15 protein-coding genes, 1 tRNA gene and 1 pseudogene are annotated in these 16,929 nt (G+C 62.8%); 8 read left to right on the forward strand and 9 right to left on the reverse strand.

The annotated features are described in order from the left end of the window. Both sucB and EWV37_RS08375 read left to right on the forward strand, forming a co-directional pair. Positions 1-1,887: 2-oxoglutarate dehydrogenase, E2 component, dihydrolipoamide succinyltransferase (gene sucB / locus EWV37_RS08370; RefSeq protein ID WP_274543004.1), on the forward strand; the 1,887-nt coding region annotated here is incomplete at its 5' end. Between the two features lie 123 nt (positions 1,888-2,010). Continuing rightward, complete coding sequence (locus EWV37_RS08375; protein ID WP_129701006.1) at positions 2,011-2,361, forward strand: hypothetical protein; 351 nt, start codon at positions 2,011-2,013, stop codon at positions 2,359-2,361. A gap of 148 nt (positions 2,362-2,509) precedes the next feature. On the opposite strand, the gene EWV37_RS08380 is transcribed toward EWV37_RS08375, so the two are convergent. Continuing rightward, a complete protein-coding gene (locus EWV37_RS08380; protein WP_129701008.1) occupies positions 2,510-4,234 on the reverse strand; it encodes a protein kinase domain-containing protein in 1,725 nt (574 codons plus the stop codon). Positions 4,235-4,309: 75 nt separating this feature from the next. On the opposite strand from EWV37_RS08380, the gene lipB reads away from it, so the two are divergent. The 3 genes from lipB (at position 4,310) to EWV37_RS08395 (ending at position 6,979) form a co-directional block, all read left to right on the forward strand. Further along, positions 4,310-5,011 carry a lipoyl(octanoyl) transferase LipB gene (gene lipB / locus EWV37_RS08385; protein ID WP_095798445.1) on the forward strand — a complete coding sequence of 234 codons (702 nt, stop codon included), beginning with the start codon at positions 4,310-4,312 and terminating at the stop codon, positions 5,009-5,011. 69 nt (positions 5,012-5,080) lie between these two features. Continuing rightward, positions 5,081-6,088, forward strand: coding sequence for a lipoyl synthase (gene lipA / locus EWV37_RS08390; protein ID WP_095798444.1), 1,008 nt, complete (start codon positions 5,081-5,083; stop codon positions 6,086-6,088). 141 nt (positions 6,089-6,229) lie between these two features. Continuing rightward, positions 6,230-6,979, forward strand: coding sequence for a DUF4191 domain-containing protein (locus EWV37_RS08395; RefSeq protein ID WP_095798443.1), 750 nt, complete (start codon positions 6,230-6,232; stop codon positions 6,977-6,979). 36 nt (positions 6,980-7,015) lie between these two features. On the opposite strand, the gene EWV37_RS08400 is transcribed toward EWV37_RS08395, so the two are convergent. Then, positions 7,016-7,462, reverse strand: a complete 447-nt coding sequence (locus EWV37_RS08400) for an RDD family protein (protein ID WP_095798442.1) — start codon at positions 7,460-7,462, stop codon at positions 7,016-7,018. A gap of 258 nt (positions 7,463-7,720) precedes the next feature. Here EWV37_RS08400 and glnA point away from each other — a divergent pair, with 258 nt between their 5' ends. Beyond that, positions 7,721-9,145, forward strand: coding sequence for a type I glutamate--ammonia ligase (glnA, locus tag EWV37_RS08405; protein ID WP_095798441.1), 1,425 nt, complete (start codon positions 7,721-7,723; stop codon positions 9,143-9,145). Between the two features lie 207 nt (positions 9,146-9,352). On the opposite strand, the gene mptB is transcribed toward glnA, so the two are convergent. Further along, complete coding sequence (mptB, locus tag EWV37_RS08410; RefSeq protein WP_238663164.1) at positions 9,353-10,927, reverse strand: polyprenol phosphomannose-dependent alpha 1,6 mannosyltransferase MptB; 1,575 nt, start codon at positions 10,925-10,927, stop codon at positions 9,353-9,355. Between the two features lie 162 nt (positions 10,928-11,089). Between mptB and orn the strand changes: the two genes are divergently transcribed. Together orn and EWV37_RS08420 are read left to right on the forward strand one after the other, a co-directional pair. Then, positions 11,090-11,716: an oligoribonuclease gene (orn, locus tag EWV37_RS08415; protein WP_238663165.1), complete on the forward strand. Its 627-nt coding sequence runs from the start codon at positions 11,090-11,092 to the stop codon at positions 11,714-11,716. Between the two features lie 105 nt (positions 11,717-11,821). Continuing rightward, positions 11,822-11,894 (forward strand) — tRNA-His (locus tag EWV37_RS08420). 160 nt (positions 11,895-12,054) lie between these two features. Here the strand turns inward: EWV37_RS08420 and EWV37_RS08425 are convergent. The 6 genes and pseudogenes from EWV37_RS08425 to EWV37_RS08450 all read right to left on the reverse strand — a co-directional run bounded on the left by EWV37_RS08425 (position 12,055) and on the right by EWV37_RS08450 (position 16,924). Continuing rightward, the gene (locus EWV37_RS08425; RefSeq protein WP_129701010.1) at positions 12,055-13,344 is read right to left on the reverse strand and encodes an RNA polymerase sigma factor; all 1,290 of its coding nucleotides are present in this window, start codon (positions 13,342-13,344) and stop codon (positions 12,055-12,057) included. A 23-nt stretch (positions 13,345-13,367) separates the two neighbouring features. Then, positions 13,368-13,715 (reverse strand): YciI family protein, encoded by a 348-nt coding sequence (locus EWV37_RS08430; RefSeq protein WP_238663173.1) that lies wholly within the window; start codon positions 13,713-13,715, stop codon positions 13,368-13,370. A gap of 262 nt (positions 13,716-13,977) precedes the next feature. Next, positions 13,978-14,283: a membrane protein insertion efficiency factor YidD gene (gene yidD, locus EWV37_RS08435; protein ID WP_031272760.1), complete on the reverse strand. Its 306-nt coding sequence runs from the start codon at positions 14,281-14,283 to the stop codon at positions 13,978-13,980. Positions 14,284-14,355: 72 nt separating this feature from the next. After that, positions 14,356-15,684, reverse strand: a pseudogene (locus EWV37_RS08440) (ABC1 kinase family protein); the annotation flags it as partial. Positions 15,685-15,695: 11 nt separating this feature from the next. After that, on the reverse strand, positions 15,696-16,403 hold the full coding sequence (locus EWV37_RS08445) for a hypothetical protein (RefSeq protein ID WP_129701013.1): 708 nt from the start codon (positions 16,401-16,403) through the stop codon (positions 15,696-15,698). Continuing rightward, a complete protein-coding gene (locus tag EWV37_RS08450) occupies positions 16,346-16,924 on the reverse strand; it encodes a TetR/AcrR family transcriptional regulator (RefSeq protein WP_095798435.1) in 579 nt (192 codons plus the stop codon). Before EWV37_RS08450 ends, EWV37_RS08445 begins: the two co-directional genes overlap by 58 nt. Between the last annotated feature and the right edge of the window lie 5 nt (positions 16,925-16,929).

The raw sequence follows: 16,929 nt of genomic DNA on the forward strand, positions 1-16,929 counted from the left end.
ACCAAGAAGTCCTCGGGCAATTCCGTAGAGGTCACCCTCCCCGCACTGGGCGAATCCGTCACCGAAGGCACCGTGACCCGCTGGCTCAAGGAAGTCGGCGAGCAGATCGAGGTCGACGAGCCCCTGCTGGAGGTCTCCACCGACAAGGTCGACACCGAGGTTCCCTCCCCCGTGGCCGGCACCCTGCTGGAGATCAAGGTCCAGGAAGACGAAGACGCAGAGGTCGGCCAGGTCCTGGCCATCGTCGGCGACGAATCCGACGCATCCTCCGACGACTCCGGCTCCGACAGCTCGGACGACTCCAGCTCCGAGGGCCCCTCCGATGAGCAGGTCGAGGACGCCGCAACCGAGGCGGACTCCGGTGAGAACACCGAAGAGGCCGCCGAGGAGAAGGAAGAGCCCAAGGAAGCACCCAAGGCCGATACCAAGAAGTCCTCGGGCAATTCCGTAGAGGTCACCCTCCCCGCACTGGGCGAATCCGTCACCGAAGGCACCGTGACCCGCTGGCTCAAGGAAGTCGGCGAGCAGATCGAGGTCGACGAGCCCCTGCTGGAGGTCTCCACCGACAAGGTCGACACCGAGGTTCCCTCCCCCGTGGCCGGCACCCTGCTGGAGATCAAGGTCCAGGAAGACGAAGACGCAGAGGTCGGCCAGGTCCTGGCCATCGTCGGCGACGAATCCGACGCATCCTCCGACGACTCCGGCTCCGACAGCTCGGACGACTCCAGCTCCGAGGGCCCCTCCGATGAGCAGGTCGAGGACGCCGCAACCGAGGCGGACTCCGGTGAGAACACCGAAGAGGCCGCCGAGGACAAGGCTCCCGCCAAGAAAAAAGAGCCCAACAAGGCCGAGCCGAAGAAGGAAGAGTCCAAGCCCGCTCCCAAGCAGGACGACTCCTCTTCCGAGAAGCCCAAGTCCACCTCCGGGCCCTCCGAGGCCGCCGGTTACGTGACTCCCCTGGTGCGCAAGCTCGCTCGCGAGAAGGGCGTGGATCTCGCGACCCTGTCCGGCACCGGTGTGGGTGGTCGCATCCGCAAGCAGGACGTGTTGGCTGCGGCCGAAGAGTCCTCCAAGGCTTCCGAGTCCAAGGATCAGTCCGTCGACATGGCCCCGGCAGTGGCCGGCGGTACCGAGGAGAAGTCGGCTGCTCCGGCAGCGGACGCCAAGCGCGGCACCACCGAGAAGGCTCCTCGCATCCGCATGACCATCGCCAAGCGCATGCGCGAGTCCCTGGACGTGTCCGCTCAGCTGACTCAGGTCACCGAGGTGGACATGACCCGCGTGGCTCAGCTGCGCACCAAGGCCAAGGACCAGTTCCAGAAGCGCGAAGGTGCCAAGCTGACCTTCCTGCCGTTCTTCGCCAAGGCTGTCGCTGAGGCGCTGCAGACTCACCCTGTCCTCAACGCCACGTTCAAGGAGTCCGACAAGGAGATCGTGTACAACGGCTCCGAGGACATCGCGATCGCCGTTGACACCCCGCGTGGACTGCTCGTTCCGGTCATCAAGAACGCCGGTGATCTGAACCTGGGTGGTTTGTCCAAGCAGATCGCAGAGTTGGGTGCCGCCGCCAAGGACGGCTCCATCTCCCCCGATCAGCTGACCGGTGGCACGTTCACCATCACGAACATCGGTTCCTTCGGTGCGCTGTTCGACACCCCGATCATCAACCAGCCGCAGGTTGCGATCCTGGGTACGGGCACCATCGTGAAGCGCCCCATGGTCATCACTGATGCGGACGGTAATGACACCATTTCCATCCGTCACATGTGCTACCTGTCGCTGACCTACGATCACCGCTTGGTCGACGGCGCGGACGCCGGTCGCTTCCTCTCCACGATGAAGAAGCGACTGGAAGAGGGTCACTTCGAGTCCGAGGTCGGTCTCTGATCGCCACTGACTGACTCGTAGCGGTCAACCATTCGGTTGATTTATCACCGCCGGGATGTGTTCTGGATCACTCAGAGCGCATCCCGGCGGTTTTGTTGAGGGGGACTCGGATAGGGTCGAAGCATGGACTTCCTCTTCAGCCTCATGTTGTTCTTGCACTTCGTCGGCCTGGCCGTGATCATCGGTACCTGGATCTTCACGATGAAGCGCCCCACCGTGACCGTGGGCCAGTTCTGGTCCGCGATCGTCATGCTCCTGACCGGTCTGGCCATGGTGGCCATGCGCGAAATGCAGGAGGGCTTCGAGGTCAACCACATGAAGATCGGCATCAAGCTGGTCATTCTGCTGGTGGTTGCCGTGGCCGCATTCATCGGAATGCGCAAGACCAAGCGCGGCGAGCCCGTCTCGACCGGCCTCGCTCACGCTGTGGGCGGCATGGCCTTGATCAACGCCGCCGTCGCCGTCTTCTGGTGATCCTGCAGCCCTGAACCTTCCTTTCGGAGCCTCGCCGCGCCTGGTGCGCAGCGGGGCTCCTCTCATGGCCGGGGTGCCGCCGCCGTATCGTCCGCGGTGGGTCGACTGCAACAGTTACCGCACCCGCAACGGGCTGAATGTGCACGTTTTATCCCTGGCGTTCAACCGGAGTGACATCCACGATTCGCCACCCCTGGTTCGTGTGGGCCACGGTGATGTGCACGTTCTGGCGCACCGTGGCGTCCTCGCGGTCCACGTGCGAGTCCGAGGGAAGCTCCCCGTGCCAGCCACGTGTGAGGATCTCGGCGTAGAACGTCTGCGCGTCTTCGCTGCCCCGCTCGTCATCCCGTTCGTCGTTGGATCTCGCCGAGGCATCGGAAACACTCGCCGGCTCAAGGCGATCCACTTCCATACTCAGTCCGGAGAGGACCGAGTAGTCACTGGCGCCACCGTCCCGGTCAGCGGCATGGGCGATGGTCGACCTGTCAGATTCTGCCAGCGCGGAGCCTTTCACGTACACCGCCGTGAGCGCCTGCTCATCCCCCGCAGCCAATGCATGGGCACGCGAGGAAACAAGGCGGCGCGCCGCTTCCTCCGCGGCCCCCGGCGATTCAGCACCGGCACCGGCGTCAGCCCCCGAAACCTCCCGCTCGGTCGCCACGGGGGATGTCTCTCCCCCTGTAAGTTCGGCGACCCCGAACCACGCGCATCCGACCACGGCGGTGGCAGCCAGTGCCAGAACCAGTGGTCGCCGCCAGGAGCGCCCTTCAACCGCGGAAGCCGTACTGGAACTCGATCCACGGCGTGATCTCGGTCGCCAGGCCCGTCCCAGCCTCACTTCGGTGCCGTCCGCTCGAATGATCTGCGGGGTTGACGGGCGGGCTGTCCTGGGCGCGGTTCTGGCAGCCGGAATGGCCGCGATGCCCGTGGCGAATTCATGGGCGGTGGGTCTAGGTTCGGGGTCATCATTGAGTGCGGCCTCCAGCATGAGCACCAGGCCCCTGGGCGCGGCGGGACACACGAGGGTCAACGGCACCCGGTGAGAATCCGAACCCGGCACCCTACCCGTCAAAGCCACCCATGCGAGGGTGGCCAATGCTTTGACGTCATCCGCCGGGATTCGCGCAACACCGCGGTCCAGCATCTCGGGCCGGTCATCGTGGCCCCACGACACCACAGCTGGCAGATCAGGATCAGAGCGCACATCAGTGATCGCAGGCACCCCGTAACCGTCCAACCACACCTCCCGGTCCGGACCAAGCAGGATGTTGTGTTGACTCAAGGTGCCGTGCACCCACCCCTGATCGTGCAGGGCGGCCAACCCTTTGGCCGCCGCGGTGAGGATCGGAGAGATCTCGGCTGGAGGCACCCGTCCGTCCTGGGCGATTCTGCGGGCCAGGGAGATACCGGTCACGTGGCCGGACACCAACGCCTCTGCACAGTCAGAGTCGCCTATGATTCCACGCACCGGCACCAAGTGAGGATGGGAATTACCGGCCCAGAACTCGGCCACTCGGGACATGGAGCGCTGTTGCGCCTCACGCTCTTCCCTCGCGGTACCCGTGGCGAACGTGACCGTGAACTTCTCGCGGCTGAATTCTTCTTTCGCGAGCCACGTACGGGTCCCCCTCCCCGTTCCCAAGTGGCCGACCAGTTCCAACCCCTCGGAGTGAGCGGCTGCACGGTCGTGAGATTCCAAGAAAGCCTCCGGTCCGTCCGCGCCCGGTGAATCTGCCAAGCTGTCGCCGCCGGTCGTTGTCTCGGATGATGAACCCTGTGAATCCGGGACGTGCGACCGTGCTCGTTCAGCAGGCGGCCGTTGGGCGGCCAAGAGCCGTTCCTGGGCTCGGGTCCGTTTCTCTGGTGCGCTCATGAGCCCACTGTGCACCCAAACCGCCCGGGCCCGCTCACGTTATCCACAGGCTGGTACAAGGGATAAACTAACCGAATGGCTTTGCACTTCGAACGCATGGGGTTCGACCCGAACTTCGTGGACTACCGTTCCTGCCTGCAACTGCAGCAAGAGGTCCACGACCAGATCGTGGGCGGTGAACGCGGTAACACCGTGATGTTGCTCGAACACAACCCCGTCTATACGGCCGGTCGCCGCACTGAGCAGCACGAATACCCCCGGGACGGTACCGAAGTGGTCCCCATCGGCCGAGGTGGGAAACTCACCTATCACGGTCCCGGAATGCTCATCGGCTACCCCATCATGCGACTGCCCATCCCCCTGGACGTGGTCAAGGTAGTACGCGTCCTGGAAGAAATCATCATCGCCGTGGTCAAGGATTTCGGGGTCGAAGCCACCACTGTGGAGGGCAGATCCGGGGCGTGGGTGCCCGCCGATGATCGAGGACCGGACCGCAAAATCTCCGCCATCGGCCTGCAGGTCTCCAAGCGTGTGACCATGCACGGGTTCGCGCTCAACTGTTCCAACGACCTGTTGCCCTTCGGCAACTTCATTCCGTGCGGCATCACCGATGCCGGCGTGACCTCCATCAGCAAGGAAACGGGGAATCAGATCAACCCCGCTGACGTTGTTGAACGCATGGAGCAGGAGCTGGCGGCCCGCGAATTGGACCTCTGCGCCCCGTTCGAGCCCGACTCACCCGCAACACCCCTAACCCTGGACTCTCTGGTCTCCTAAGCTGGAGGACAGTGACTTGCCTGCACCACCGCGTCAGGCACAACCGAGCGCCACAAGCGAGGAGTACGTATGACCATCGCGCCCGAAGGCCGCAAGCTGCTGCGTGTTGAACAGCGCAACGCGTCTGTTCCGATCGAGAAGAAGCCCAATTGGCTCAAGAACACCGCCAAGATGGGCCCGCAGTTCCAGGAACTGAAGTCCATGGCGCGCGGCCGCGGGCTGCACACGGTGTGCGAAGAAGCCGGTTGTCCCAACATCTACGAATGCTGGGAAGATCGCGAGGCCACGTTCCTGATCGGCGGCGACACCTGCACCCGTCGTTGCGACTTCTGCGATATCGCTACCGGCAAGCCCGGCATGCTCGACGCTTCCGAGCCCCGTAAGGTTGCCGAGTCCGTCCTTGATCTGAACCTGCGCTACGCAACCGTGACCTCGGTGGCCCGCGACGATCTCCTGGACGGCGGCGCATGGCTGAACGCGGAAACCATTCGTCAGATCCACGAGCTCAATCCCTCCACCGGCGTCGAGATCCTGATTCCTGATTTCAAGGGTCAGCCGGACGCCGTTCAGCAGGTCATCGACGCCCAGCCCGAGGTTTTCGCGCACAACCTGGAAACTGTGCCGCGGATCTTCAAGCAGATCCGCCCCGCGTTCTCCTACGAGCGTTCCCTGGATGTCCTCACGCAGGGCAAGGAGAACGGGATGATCGTGAAGTCCAACCTGATCCTGGGTATGGGCGAGACGGACGAGGAAGTCTACGAAGCCCTGTGCGATCTGCACGACGCCGGTTGCGACATCATCACCCTCACCCAGTACCTGCGTCCAGGCCCCACTTTCCACCCCATCGAGCGCTGGGTGACCCCGCAGCAGTTCGTCGACTTCTCCAAGCAGGCCGAGGAGATCGGTTTCCTGGGTGTGATGGCCGGTCCCATGGTGCGTTCGTCCTACCGCGCCGGCAAGCTGTGGGCTCGCGCCATGAAGAAGATGGGCCGCGAGATCCCCGAGCACCTGTCCCACATCGACGATTCGGGTTCGGCCAGCCAGGAGGCTTCCTCCCTGGTCGCCCGCCTGAGCTGAGCCCGCTCTCCCGGTACGACGACGCCGCCCGGCCGGGCGGCGTCGTCGTCCTGTGTCCGGCGCTGCCCGAGAACGCGTCACGGGCACCTGCCAGCGGTTAGAATGGCCGCAATCCCCTACCAGCAATCGCGAGGAACAAAAGTGTCACCTAGCACCTCATCCACAGCCCGTGCTGCCGAGCGCGAACGCAAGCGCGAGGATAGGCGCAAGCGCAAAGCGGCGAAGGGTCCGGGCATTTTCGCCCAGATGAAGCAAGTCTTCCAGATGACCAAGGAGCGGGAACCCAACATCCTGCTCTGGATGATCCTGCTGGGTCTCGGTGTGCTGCTGGTGTTCCTGCTCATCGGTGTGCTGCTCAACAACTGGCTCACGTGGCTGTTGATCGGTATTCCGTTCGGCATTCTGGCCGCGGTGATCCTGCTGTCGAGGCGAGCCGAACGTGCTGCCTTCTCCCGGATCGACGGCCAGCCCGGTGCAGCCGGCGCTGCCCTGTCCACTCTCAAGCGCGGCTGGATCATTGAGGAAGAACCCGCCGCCATGGATCCCAAGTCCAAGGATCTGCTGTTCCGCGTGGTGGGTCGCCCCGGCGTGGTGTTCGTGACCGAGGGTCCCGTGAACCGCGTGGACAAGCTGGTCAAAAAGGAACGTCGCCGCATTGGTCCCGTGATCCAGAACGTACCGATTCACGTGGTGAAGTCGGGTAACGGTGAGAGCCAGGTTCCGCTGAGCAAACTCGCCAAGCACCTGAAGAAGCTCGACAAGACCCTGACCAAGCAGGAAGTGCACGTGGTCTACAAGCGTCTGAACACGCTGCAGAACCGCTTGCCGATTCCCAAGGGCATTGACCCCATGAAGGCCCGCCCGGACCGCAAGGCCATGCGCGGGCGCTAAACCGCCCCGGGGTGATGCGCCGTCAGCTGGCGACGGTCAGCGAACCTTCACCAGAATGGTGCCCACGGCCCGATCGTGGAGCCCGCGCTGATCCTGGTCGTAAATGACCGGGGGGATCACCAGACACAGCAACAACGACCGAATGGCCGCTTTGCCGAAACCGGCGGGGCGGCCATTCATCGTCTGTACCTGCAGCCCCATGAGCCAATGACCAATGGTGCGGCCGAAGGCACCGACCAACAGCACATTGAGGACGAACAGCACGGCGAGGTTCATGAGCCCGTTCTGGTTCCACTGGGTCAGGAACAGGTTGGCAATGACCATGGCCAGGAGCCAGTCGAGGCACAGCGCGAAGAACCGCGGCACGAAGCGTGCCACCGACGCGGGGCCGTCAATGGGCCTGCCCAGCCGCTCCCCCGGATATTCATTGGTGCGCGAGGGGCCACCTTCGAGCCAAGAACCCAGATCCTGCCGTGAAATCATGCTCTCAGCCTATCTGCCCTTCCGGTGTTGGACGTGCCAAGCCCAGTAGACTGAGGATGTACCGACCGGTCGGTGTTGTCCGGGATTCCAGGTCGGCCATGTGCGCGTGTGCCCTTGAACGTGTTACATGGTCGAAACATTGGTGTCACGGACGGGCAATGCCAGGTTCTTAGGATGGACATCAGAACCGAGCGCGGTGATCACCCCAGGGTGACACTGTCGCTGATCGGGACGCCCATACAGAAGGAGAACAGGTCCATGTTCCAGTCAGCCGAGGAAGTCCTCGCCTACATCAAGGATGAGGAAGTCGTTTTCGTCGACCTCCGATTCACCGATATGCCGGGTGTGCAGCAGCACTTCAACCTGCCCGCCAAGTCGGTGGACAACGATTTCTTCACCGACGGACAGTTGTTCGACGGTTCCTCCATCCGAGGCTTCCAGGGAATTGCTGAATCGGACATGCAGCTGATTCCGGATCCCACGTCCGCTTTCGTGGATCCCTACCGCGTGGAGAAGACCTTGGTGGTCACCTGCTCCATCGTGAACCCCCGCACCGGCGAGCCCTACCACCGCGATCCCCGCGGCGTGGCAGAGCGTGCCGAGGCCTACCTGAACTCCACCGGCATCGCGGACACCGCGAACTTCGCCTCCGAGGCCGAGTTCTTCGTCTTCGACGACGCTCGGTTCCAGGTTTCCCCGGAGAGCACCTTCTACAAGATCGATTCGGAAGAGGCTCCCTGGAATTCCGGCCGCAAGGAAGAGGGCGGCAACCTGGCCAACAAGACCCACACCAAGGGCGGCTACTTCCCGGTCTCCCCCGTGGACAAGCAGGCCGACCTGCGTGACGCCATGTGTGTTGCTCTGGACGAGGTCGGTTTGTTCGTGGAGCGTTCCCACCACGAGGTGGGCGCACCGGGCCAGGCGGAGATCAACTACCGTTTCTCCACCCTGACTGCCGCCGCTGACGACCTGCTGAAGTTCAAGTACGTCATCAAGAACACCGCGGACATGTTCGGCAAGACCGTGACGTTCATGCCCAAGCCCGTCTACAACGACAACGGCTCCGGCATGCACTGCCACCAGTCCCTGTGGAAGGGCGGCGAGCCCCTGTTCTACGACGAGAAGGGCTACGCGGGCCTCTCTGACGTGGCACGTTGGTACATCGGCGGTCTGCTGGAGCACTCCTCCGCAGTGCTGGCGTTCACGAACCCCACGGTCAACTCCTACCGCCGCCTGGTCAAGGGCTACGAGGCACCGGTCAACATGGTGTACTCGCAGGGCAACCGCTCCGCCGGTATCCGTATCCCCATCACGGGCACCAACCCCAAGGCCAAGCGCCTGGAGTTCCGCGCACCGGACCCCTCCTGCAACCCGTACCTGGCCTTCGCTGCTCAGCTGATGGCCGGTCTGGACGGTATCCGTAACCGCATCGAGCCCGCGGATCCGATCGACAAGGACCTCTACGAGCTTCCCCCGGAGGAGGCCAAGGACATCAAGAAGGCCCCGGCCACTCTTGAGGAGGCCCTGGTGGCACTCGAGGAGGATCACGAGTTCTTGCTCGCCGGTGACGTGTTCACCGAGGACCTCATCGAGACCTGGATCGAATACAAGCGTGAGAACGAGCTCAAGCCGCTCTCGCTGGTGCCGCACCCGCTCGAGTTCGAGCTCTACTACGGCGTGTGATCCACTGATCCAGCGCTGACCGAATTCGGCCCCGACCAACACACGTTGGTCGGGGCCTTTTCGCTTCCGGCCAGGATTCATGTCCCGGCTAGATGACGCCCGGTTCGACGACGCCGCTCGGCCGGCCGAACGCGCGGCCAGGCACGCGCCGTGGGTGGTGACGCAGCGACGTCGTCGTGTGTCGCTCCGTGCTCCGTGCCGAACTCGCTAGATGATCGTGGAGCGCATGTCCGTGCGATAGCGGGAACGGAACAGGCGTTTGGTGGCCGGGTCGAAGAACCAGAGGTACACGCCGAAGGTCAGCGCCACAATGGCGGAAATGACACGGGCGGAGATCAAGCTCAGATCAAGGTACGGGAACACGTCCAGCTGATCGGCCACGGCGTAGATGGTGAAGAAGGCCGTCAGGAAGAAGAGCGTGTCCAGCTGCCAGTCGCTGCGGATGCCCGTGATGGCGAACAACGGGATCAGCCACACGACGTACCAGGCCTGGATCATGGGGGCCAGCAGGACGAGTGCGGCGAAGGCCCAGGCCAGGCGGCGGAAGATCTTGGCATCCCGGCCCACGAACATCAGGATCAGGACGACCAATGCGGACAGGACGGTGCCGATGGTGTGGACGACATCCATCCAAACGCGCCCGTTGGATGTCAGTGAATCACCGACGATCATCGCGAGGAACCCGATCAACCCGATGGGCGCGTACCAGATGAACACCGTGCCCGGCGTGGACATGGCCGCCACCCAGCCGAACCCGAACCCGTTGATCAGACCCATAAGGCCTAACAACGCCAGCGAATAGGCCAGCGTGAGCGCCCAGATATAGAACCGGCGCGGCCACGACGCGCTGCGGCCGGCCCAGAGCAGCCCGATGAAGGGCAGGAACACGAGCGTGATGGGTTTGATGCCGATCGACAGCGTCACGAGCGTGGCACCGATCAGCCCGCCCTTCCAGTTGCGTTGGATGGCGGCCGCGTAGATGCCGAACAGGGCGAGAGCGACCATGATGGCGTCGTTGTGAACGGCCGCAATGAAGTTGGTGAGAAACAGCGGGTTAGCCACGGACAGCCACAGGGCGCGAGCGGGGTTGACGCCGTGCAGCCGGGCCAGTCGAGGGATCACCCACATACAGGCGATCACCGATACCACGCACATCGAGCGGAAGAGCATCACCGACGTATCCGGGCTCGCGTTGGTGATCATCACCACGAGCTGTTCGAGCCACAGGAACACGGGTCCATACGGTGGTGGAGACTCTGCCCACAGCTGGTCGGCGCCCAGCTGGAAAAAGTTCTCGATGGTCGACACACCGTATTCGTAGGGGTTCAGCCCGCTCTGCATCACGCGGCCCTGACCGATGTACGAATACACGTCACGACTGAAGAGCGGAACCGCGAACAACAGGGGCACCGACCACGCTGTGATGGCCGTGAGGACCCAACGACCGGTGCCGTCTCCCCATTTATTGAGTTTCTGACCCAGGCGCAGCCACTCGCGCACCATGATCATGCTGCCAATGGCCAGCAACAGGATGGAGAGGACTACCCCGCCGGTTTCATAGCGCATCCAGATGATCAGCGGGTTCTGCCGCAGTGGGGAAACACTCGCGAGCCAGCCCACGCCCAGGGAACCGGCCAGCACCATGAGGGAGCCCAGAGTTCCCATGATCACGGTGCGCAGCGGGGACTGGGAGGTGTAGGCGGATCCCTGGCGGGTGGCCAGAACCGTGCCCGGGTGCGGGCCAGATTCGGGACGGCCAGCAGCCTCGGGGTTGCTCTCCACCGCATTGCCTCCAGATTGCCCGTCGCTCAGTCTTGTGTCTCACCCTACCGACGCCGCCGCGCGGGCAGACCTGCGAAAGGCCCCGGAACGGCGTCGGCCTGAATCCTATCGCGATGCGGGGGGCGCACGCGCCGGGGGCTCCGGCGCGGTAAGTTAGAGGACGTGTCTATTTCTAATCAGAGAATCGTGTGGATCGACTGCGAGATGACGGGCCTGTCCCTGTCCGACGACGCCTTGATCGAGGTGGCCGCGCTCGTGACGGACGATGAACTGAACGTCCTGGGCAACGGCGTGGACGTGGTCATCAAGCCGAGCGACGCCGCGCTGGAGCAGATGAACGACTTTGTGCGGAACATGCACGTGACCTCCGGCCTGCTGCCCGAGCTGCCCCAAGGCCTCGGAATGGAAGAGGCCGAGGCCGAGGTTCTCGATTACATCAAGGAATGGGTCCCCGAACCCCGCAAGGCGCCTCTGGGCGGTAACTCCGTGGGCACCGACAAGACGTTCCTCACGCGAGACATGCCCAACCTTGTAGATCACCTGCACTACCGCGTGATCGATGTCTCCACCATCAAAGAACTTGCACGCCGCTGGTACCCGCGCGCCTATTTCCAGGCACCGGAGAAGACCGGCAACCACCGCGCCCTGGGTGACATCGAAGATTCCATTGACGAGTTGCGCTACTACCGGCAGATCCTGTTCGCCGCGGAACCCGGTCCCAGTTCCGACGACGCTCGTAAAGTTGCGGCGTTGATCAATGCTTCCCGGACGCGTTCCGGAAACTCCTGACCACTCCCCTCCGCGTCGCGTGCCCGATGCGGAGTTAACGCAAACTTTGCGCTATAGTGGTCGTCGTTGCCCGCGCAGGTGTTACACCTCGTGACGGGTTACATGGTGGGCGTAGCTCAGTTGGCAGAGCGCCTGGTTGTGGTCCAGGAGGTCGCGGGTTCAACCCCCGTCGTTCACCCCGTATAACGAGGTCCGAACTTTCGTCAGGATAGTGTCATGACGATGAGTTCGGACCTCGTTCTCGTTGTCCGGTGCGGCTCTCTACTCGAGGTGGCGACCATGTGGGCACTTGCCGGGCACGTTCCACATCCTCAGCCCGCGCTACATCATGGACGGTGTTAGTGGGAATGCCGGGACTGCGCCAGATTCTCTGCCGCCCGACGGCGCAGGACGGCTCGTTCGCTCGCATTCCTGGACAACTTTGCTACCTCCGCGAACGTCTCACTGGCCATCCTGTGCTGCCCAGACCGTTCGAAGAGATCTGCGCGCACGCTCGGGACGAGTGGCGAATCACGGAGCGCTGCAGAATCAAGTGCGTCGAGCACGGCCATGCCGGCCTCCGGACCGAACGCCCGTCCATAGGCGACGGCCCGGTTGACCTCGATGGTCGGCCCCGGAGCGGCGCCGGCCAAGAGATCGTACAGCATGGCGATTCGGCGCCAATTCGTGTTCTCGGCGTGTTCTGACCTGGCGTGCTGCGCTGCGATCGCAGCCTGGAGGAAATACTGCCCCACGGGTTGTCCCGTGGCCGCAAGGTGTTCGGCCTGCTGCAGAGCTACTAAACCTCGCTGGATCATCGACTGGTCCCATCGTGTTCGATCCTGAGATTCCAGGAGCACGGGCTCCCCGTGGTCGTCGAGACGGGCCGCGAACCGGGAGGCCTGAAGCTCGAGGAGCGCTTGCAGTCCGAGGACTTCGGGCTCGTCACGAGCAACCGAGCTCAATAAGCGCGCCAGCCTCAGGGCTTCCGTGGCCAGTGCTGGTCGCATCCAGTCCTCACCGGCAGTTGCCGAATATCCCTCATTGAAGACCAGATAGATCACGGCCATGACGTCACCAAGTCGTTGTGCGCGTGCCTCACCTGTTGGCAACTCGAAGTCTGCGCCGGCGTTGGACAGTGACTTCTTCGCACGAGAGATGCGCTGGCCCATGGCGGTTTCCGTGGTCAGGAAGCCCCGGGCGATTTCGCTTGTCGTGAGGCCGCCGACCAAGCGCAGTGTCAATGCCGCCCTAGAAGCGGGGCTGAGCTTGGGATGGCAGCACAAGAACATCAGCCTCAGGACATCGTCCTCGATGAAATCCACGGCACTTTCGAGGTCGGTCATATCGTCCTCCCCAGGCGGGGCGTGTTCGAGTTCGCTGACCTTGCGGTTGAGTGTCTCTGCTCGCCTGAAGTGATCGATGCGTCGCCGCTTTGCCGTGGTCATCAACCAGGCTGTGGGGTTGTCCGGGACACCCATTGCAGGCCACTGTTCCAGTGCAGCCACCAAGGCGTCCTGTACGAAGTCGGCTGCAAGCTCCACGTCGCGGGTCATCCTGGTGAGAGCGCCGACGAGGCGGGCCGAATCAGCCCGCCACGCGGTATGGACGGCCTCAATGGGGTTGTCGGGGACGGCTTTCTCCGCCATGAGGCCAGTGTAATGAAGGCGAGTCAGTCGCCGGATTCCTCCGGGCCTGTGGAGATCTGGCGCATGGTAGTGATGACGGTGACCTCGGGCCAGTACTTCGCGTGCAGCTCAGCGAACTTCTCCTGATCGGCCACTGCTTCCTCAAGCGAGTCGTATTGCAGGATGGACCAACCACCGACAACCTCTTTGACTTCCGCGTACGGCCCGTCGACCCGGCTGATCTCGCCGTTCCGCACGACGAAGTTCACCGCATCCTCCGTGCCGTACAGCCCACCCCCGTCGAGAAACACGCCGTTGGCCACCCGTTCGCCGATGTGTTCATCCATTGCGTCGAACAACGCCTGCGGAGGTGTTCCAATGTTCTCTTCCATCCTGACGAATCCCATGAATCGCGGCATCGTGATCACTCCTGTTGATTGTTGGTGAGATGCTGTGCACACCTATGTCGAATGACCAATACGGTTTTCGACATCCTCCTCAGAAGATTTTTCGACCATCTTTTCTTCACAGCGATTTGGTCATCCGGATCTCGTATTGATTGTCGCGGACGGGATCACGCTGTCCAGTGGCCTTGAATCCAATACGCCCATAGTCCAGGATCGCGGCCGGATTGTTGTCTACGACGCTACGTATTTAGAACCGGATCGGAATGGGGATGCCTCCGCAGCAGCAGACGCCGTTTACTCGGGGGCGCTCCCTCCCGAGCATCATCGCGGCTTGATAGCACGCGGCGAACTGGATCATGGTCGGGACAACACCGCGCATCACCCCGCGCTCGGCAATGATGTTTCGGATCACCCCTGAGCAGGAGTCTTGGCCTCGAGCCACGAGGTAGGCGCAGCTGAATCCCTTACGCGGAGACAGATACCGCTGGTACCCGCGGATAGCGAGGTCAACGCCCTTGCGAGGAGCGGAAGTAACCAAACTTAGTGTCGTCATGGTGCAACCCTAGCCCTCACGCTCGAGTTCTTGGGAGATCACGGCTCCCCTGAACCACGGACGCCCGGTGTGTTAGCGGTCATGGATCAGTGCCTCTGCCGTTTCGTAGCGACCGCGGAATGCCAACGCGATGAGTCTGCTGCCGAGCGTGAAAGCGAAGAGGAGCAGGACGAGACCCGCATAGGTCACGAGTTGTAGCCGCGGTGCTAACAATGGCCCCATGTCGCTGAGCACCAGAGCCGTGCCACATGCTGCGAATGTCGCCGTGAGTACGGCCAGCACGAGTTGCTGGACCAGCCCACTGAGAAACCGCTCGCCGTGCGTGTCCGAAACCAGGCTCATCCGCACCCCGAGGTTCGATCGATCGACACGATCAATGATGGACCGTACGTGTTCGGGCAACCCTTGCGCCAAGCTGGCCACGGTGACGAGTTGCTCGTGTGCTTGTTCGACCAGATTCTCCCGATTGAATCCAGCGCGCACCACAATTCCAGCACGATCACGTACCAAGCCGACCACATCGATAGAGGGGCTGAGGAGCCGCAGAGTGCCTTCCAACGAACTGATCGCACGAAACGCCGCGGCAAGCGGCGGTGGAACACGCAGTCGATGGTCGAGAGCGATGGTGAAAAGTTGCCCCAGCAATTCATCAACGGGGATACCCCCGACTCTCATGACCAGGTCGGCCATCTGGCGTTTCAACAATGCCATGTTCATGTCTTCGGGTGCTTCCAGCAGCGCTGTGAGTCGTTTTGCCGCCGCGGCGCCGTCCTGCCGGTTGATGGACAGCAGTAGCGACACCAAAGCAGTCCGCAGTCCTCGGTCCATGCGGCCCACAGACCCGAAATCGAGGAGCCCGAGACGCCCATCTGTCAAGAGCAGGACGTTGCCGCCATGGAGGTCCGCGTGAAAGATGCCATCCACGAAAATCTGTTGCATCACCACGTCGACGAGCGACTCCGCCAACTCGACTCTGATTTCGGGGCTCAGGTCGGCGATCTCCTGTGCCGCACTCGTGAGGGGAACGCCATGGAGTTGTTCCATGGTCAGGACGCGATGGGTTGACTGGTCCGGAAAAGCCCTGGGAATGACCACCATGTCACTCCCGCGCAGCGTCGTCGGATTGTGGAGTTCGACTCGGTAGTCAAGTTCTTCGTCGAGGGAGCGGTGGAAACCAGCGGCCAGGTCTTTTGTTCCCAACCTGCGTGCCCACGCGGCGCGGCGCTCAGTCAGTGCGGCCAGATGGTTGATGATGTCCAGGTCACTGCGAACCAGGCCATGGGCTCCCGTCCGTTGAATCTTGACGACCACCGGTTCCCCGCTCACAAGAGTTGCGGTGTGCACTTGTCCCACGGAGGCCGCCGCCAGGGGCAGCGGATCGACGTCTGCGAATACCTCGCCCGGTTCTCTGCCTAACTCCTCGCGGAGAGTGCGGTGAACCGCCGGCCATGGTTCTGGGGGACCTGGCTGTGCAAGCGCGAAAGTTCTTCGATATACCGCCGAGGCAGCAGGTCCGGTCTGGACGCCAACGACTGACCGAGCTTGATGAAGGTCACGCCACCCTCGGTCAGTGCCTCCCTCAGTGAGGTGGCGGTGTCACGCCGGGTCCTCGAGCCTCCCGCCACGGCCGGAGCAGAGCGTGAAAGGAAACGGATCAAGCCGTGGCGAGCCGCAATGCTGAGGATGCTCAGATACCGCCGAACACGGCGTAACCAACCGGGCAACCCCCGGATCAATTCAACGGGCCCTGCTACCGACCCGGTTGGGAACACTGCCTCGGCAACTGCCAGGATGCTGATCAGGAACACCAACACCCAGGCCCCGTAGAGTAAGGCCACCATGGTCGCGGCGAGCGGGTGGGTCACGCCGTTCTCCACGGTTTGGATGCCGATCCATTCCAGGATTTGCCCCAAAGGTGAGAAAGCCGCGAGGGTGGCTATCGCTGAGAGGAACAGGGTTCGAGGCCATCCCACCGCAACTCCCAGCAATCTCCGGGCGATGACCGTGATCACCACCGTATTGAAGATGGTTGCCAAAAGGACGATCACGGCGGCCATCAGGCTCAGTCCCCGAGTGCCAATACCGCGGTAGAACTGGCAACGACCACGGCGGGTAGCCATTCGGGAACGGTGTCCCACAAGTAAGGACGCACGAAACCATAGGGCCCGTCTGCGGCGGCGATCCTGACGAGTTGCCTGCGTTTTTCCGTGACTCGTCCGTATCGAAGCTGAGCGAGTTCACTCAATCGTTCATGGATCTCGTCGTTGATGTGAGCAACCGCCTCCCTGCAAGAGTCCGGGGTGTTCTCAACCAACCGTTTTTGCCGGAACAGCGCCATCGATGCCGCATCCTGCGGATGATCGCGAGTGAAAGTCACCACGCTCTCAGCCATTCCCAGGAGGGCCTTCTCCGGGTCCTCGCTGCGCCCGGCCGCCAGATATACCTCGTGAAAGCGGCGCACACTTCGGAGCCACAAATGGACCAACAACTCTTCTCGGGAACCGAAGCGGTGATAGATCGACCCGGTCGGCGCGCCCACTCTGGCGGCGATGCTGGCGATTCGCACTGCTGACCCGTGATTGCGAACTTCCTCCGCAGCGGCGTCCAAAATGCCGTCAGTAGTGAATTTTGCCAAGGCCATGGCGC

The sequence above is a fragment of the Kocuria carniphila genome (assembly GCF_004136555.1).
GTDB classification, from domain to species: Bacteria; Actinomycetota; Actinomycetes; order Actinomycetales; family Micrococcaceae; genus Kocuria; species Kocuria carniphila.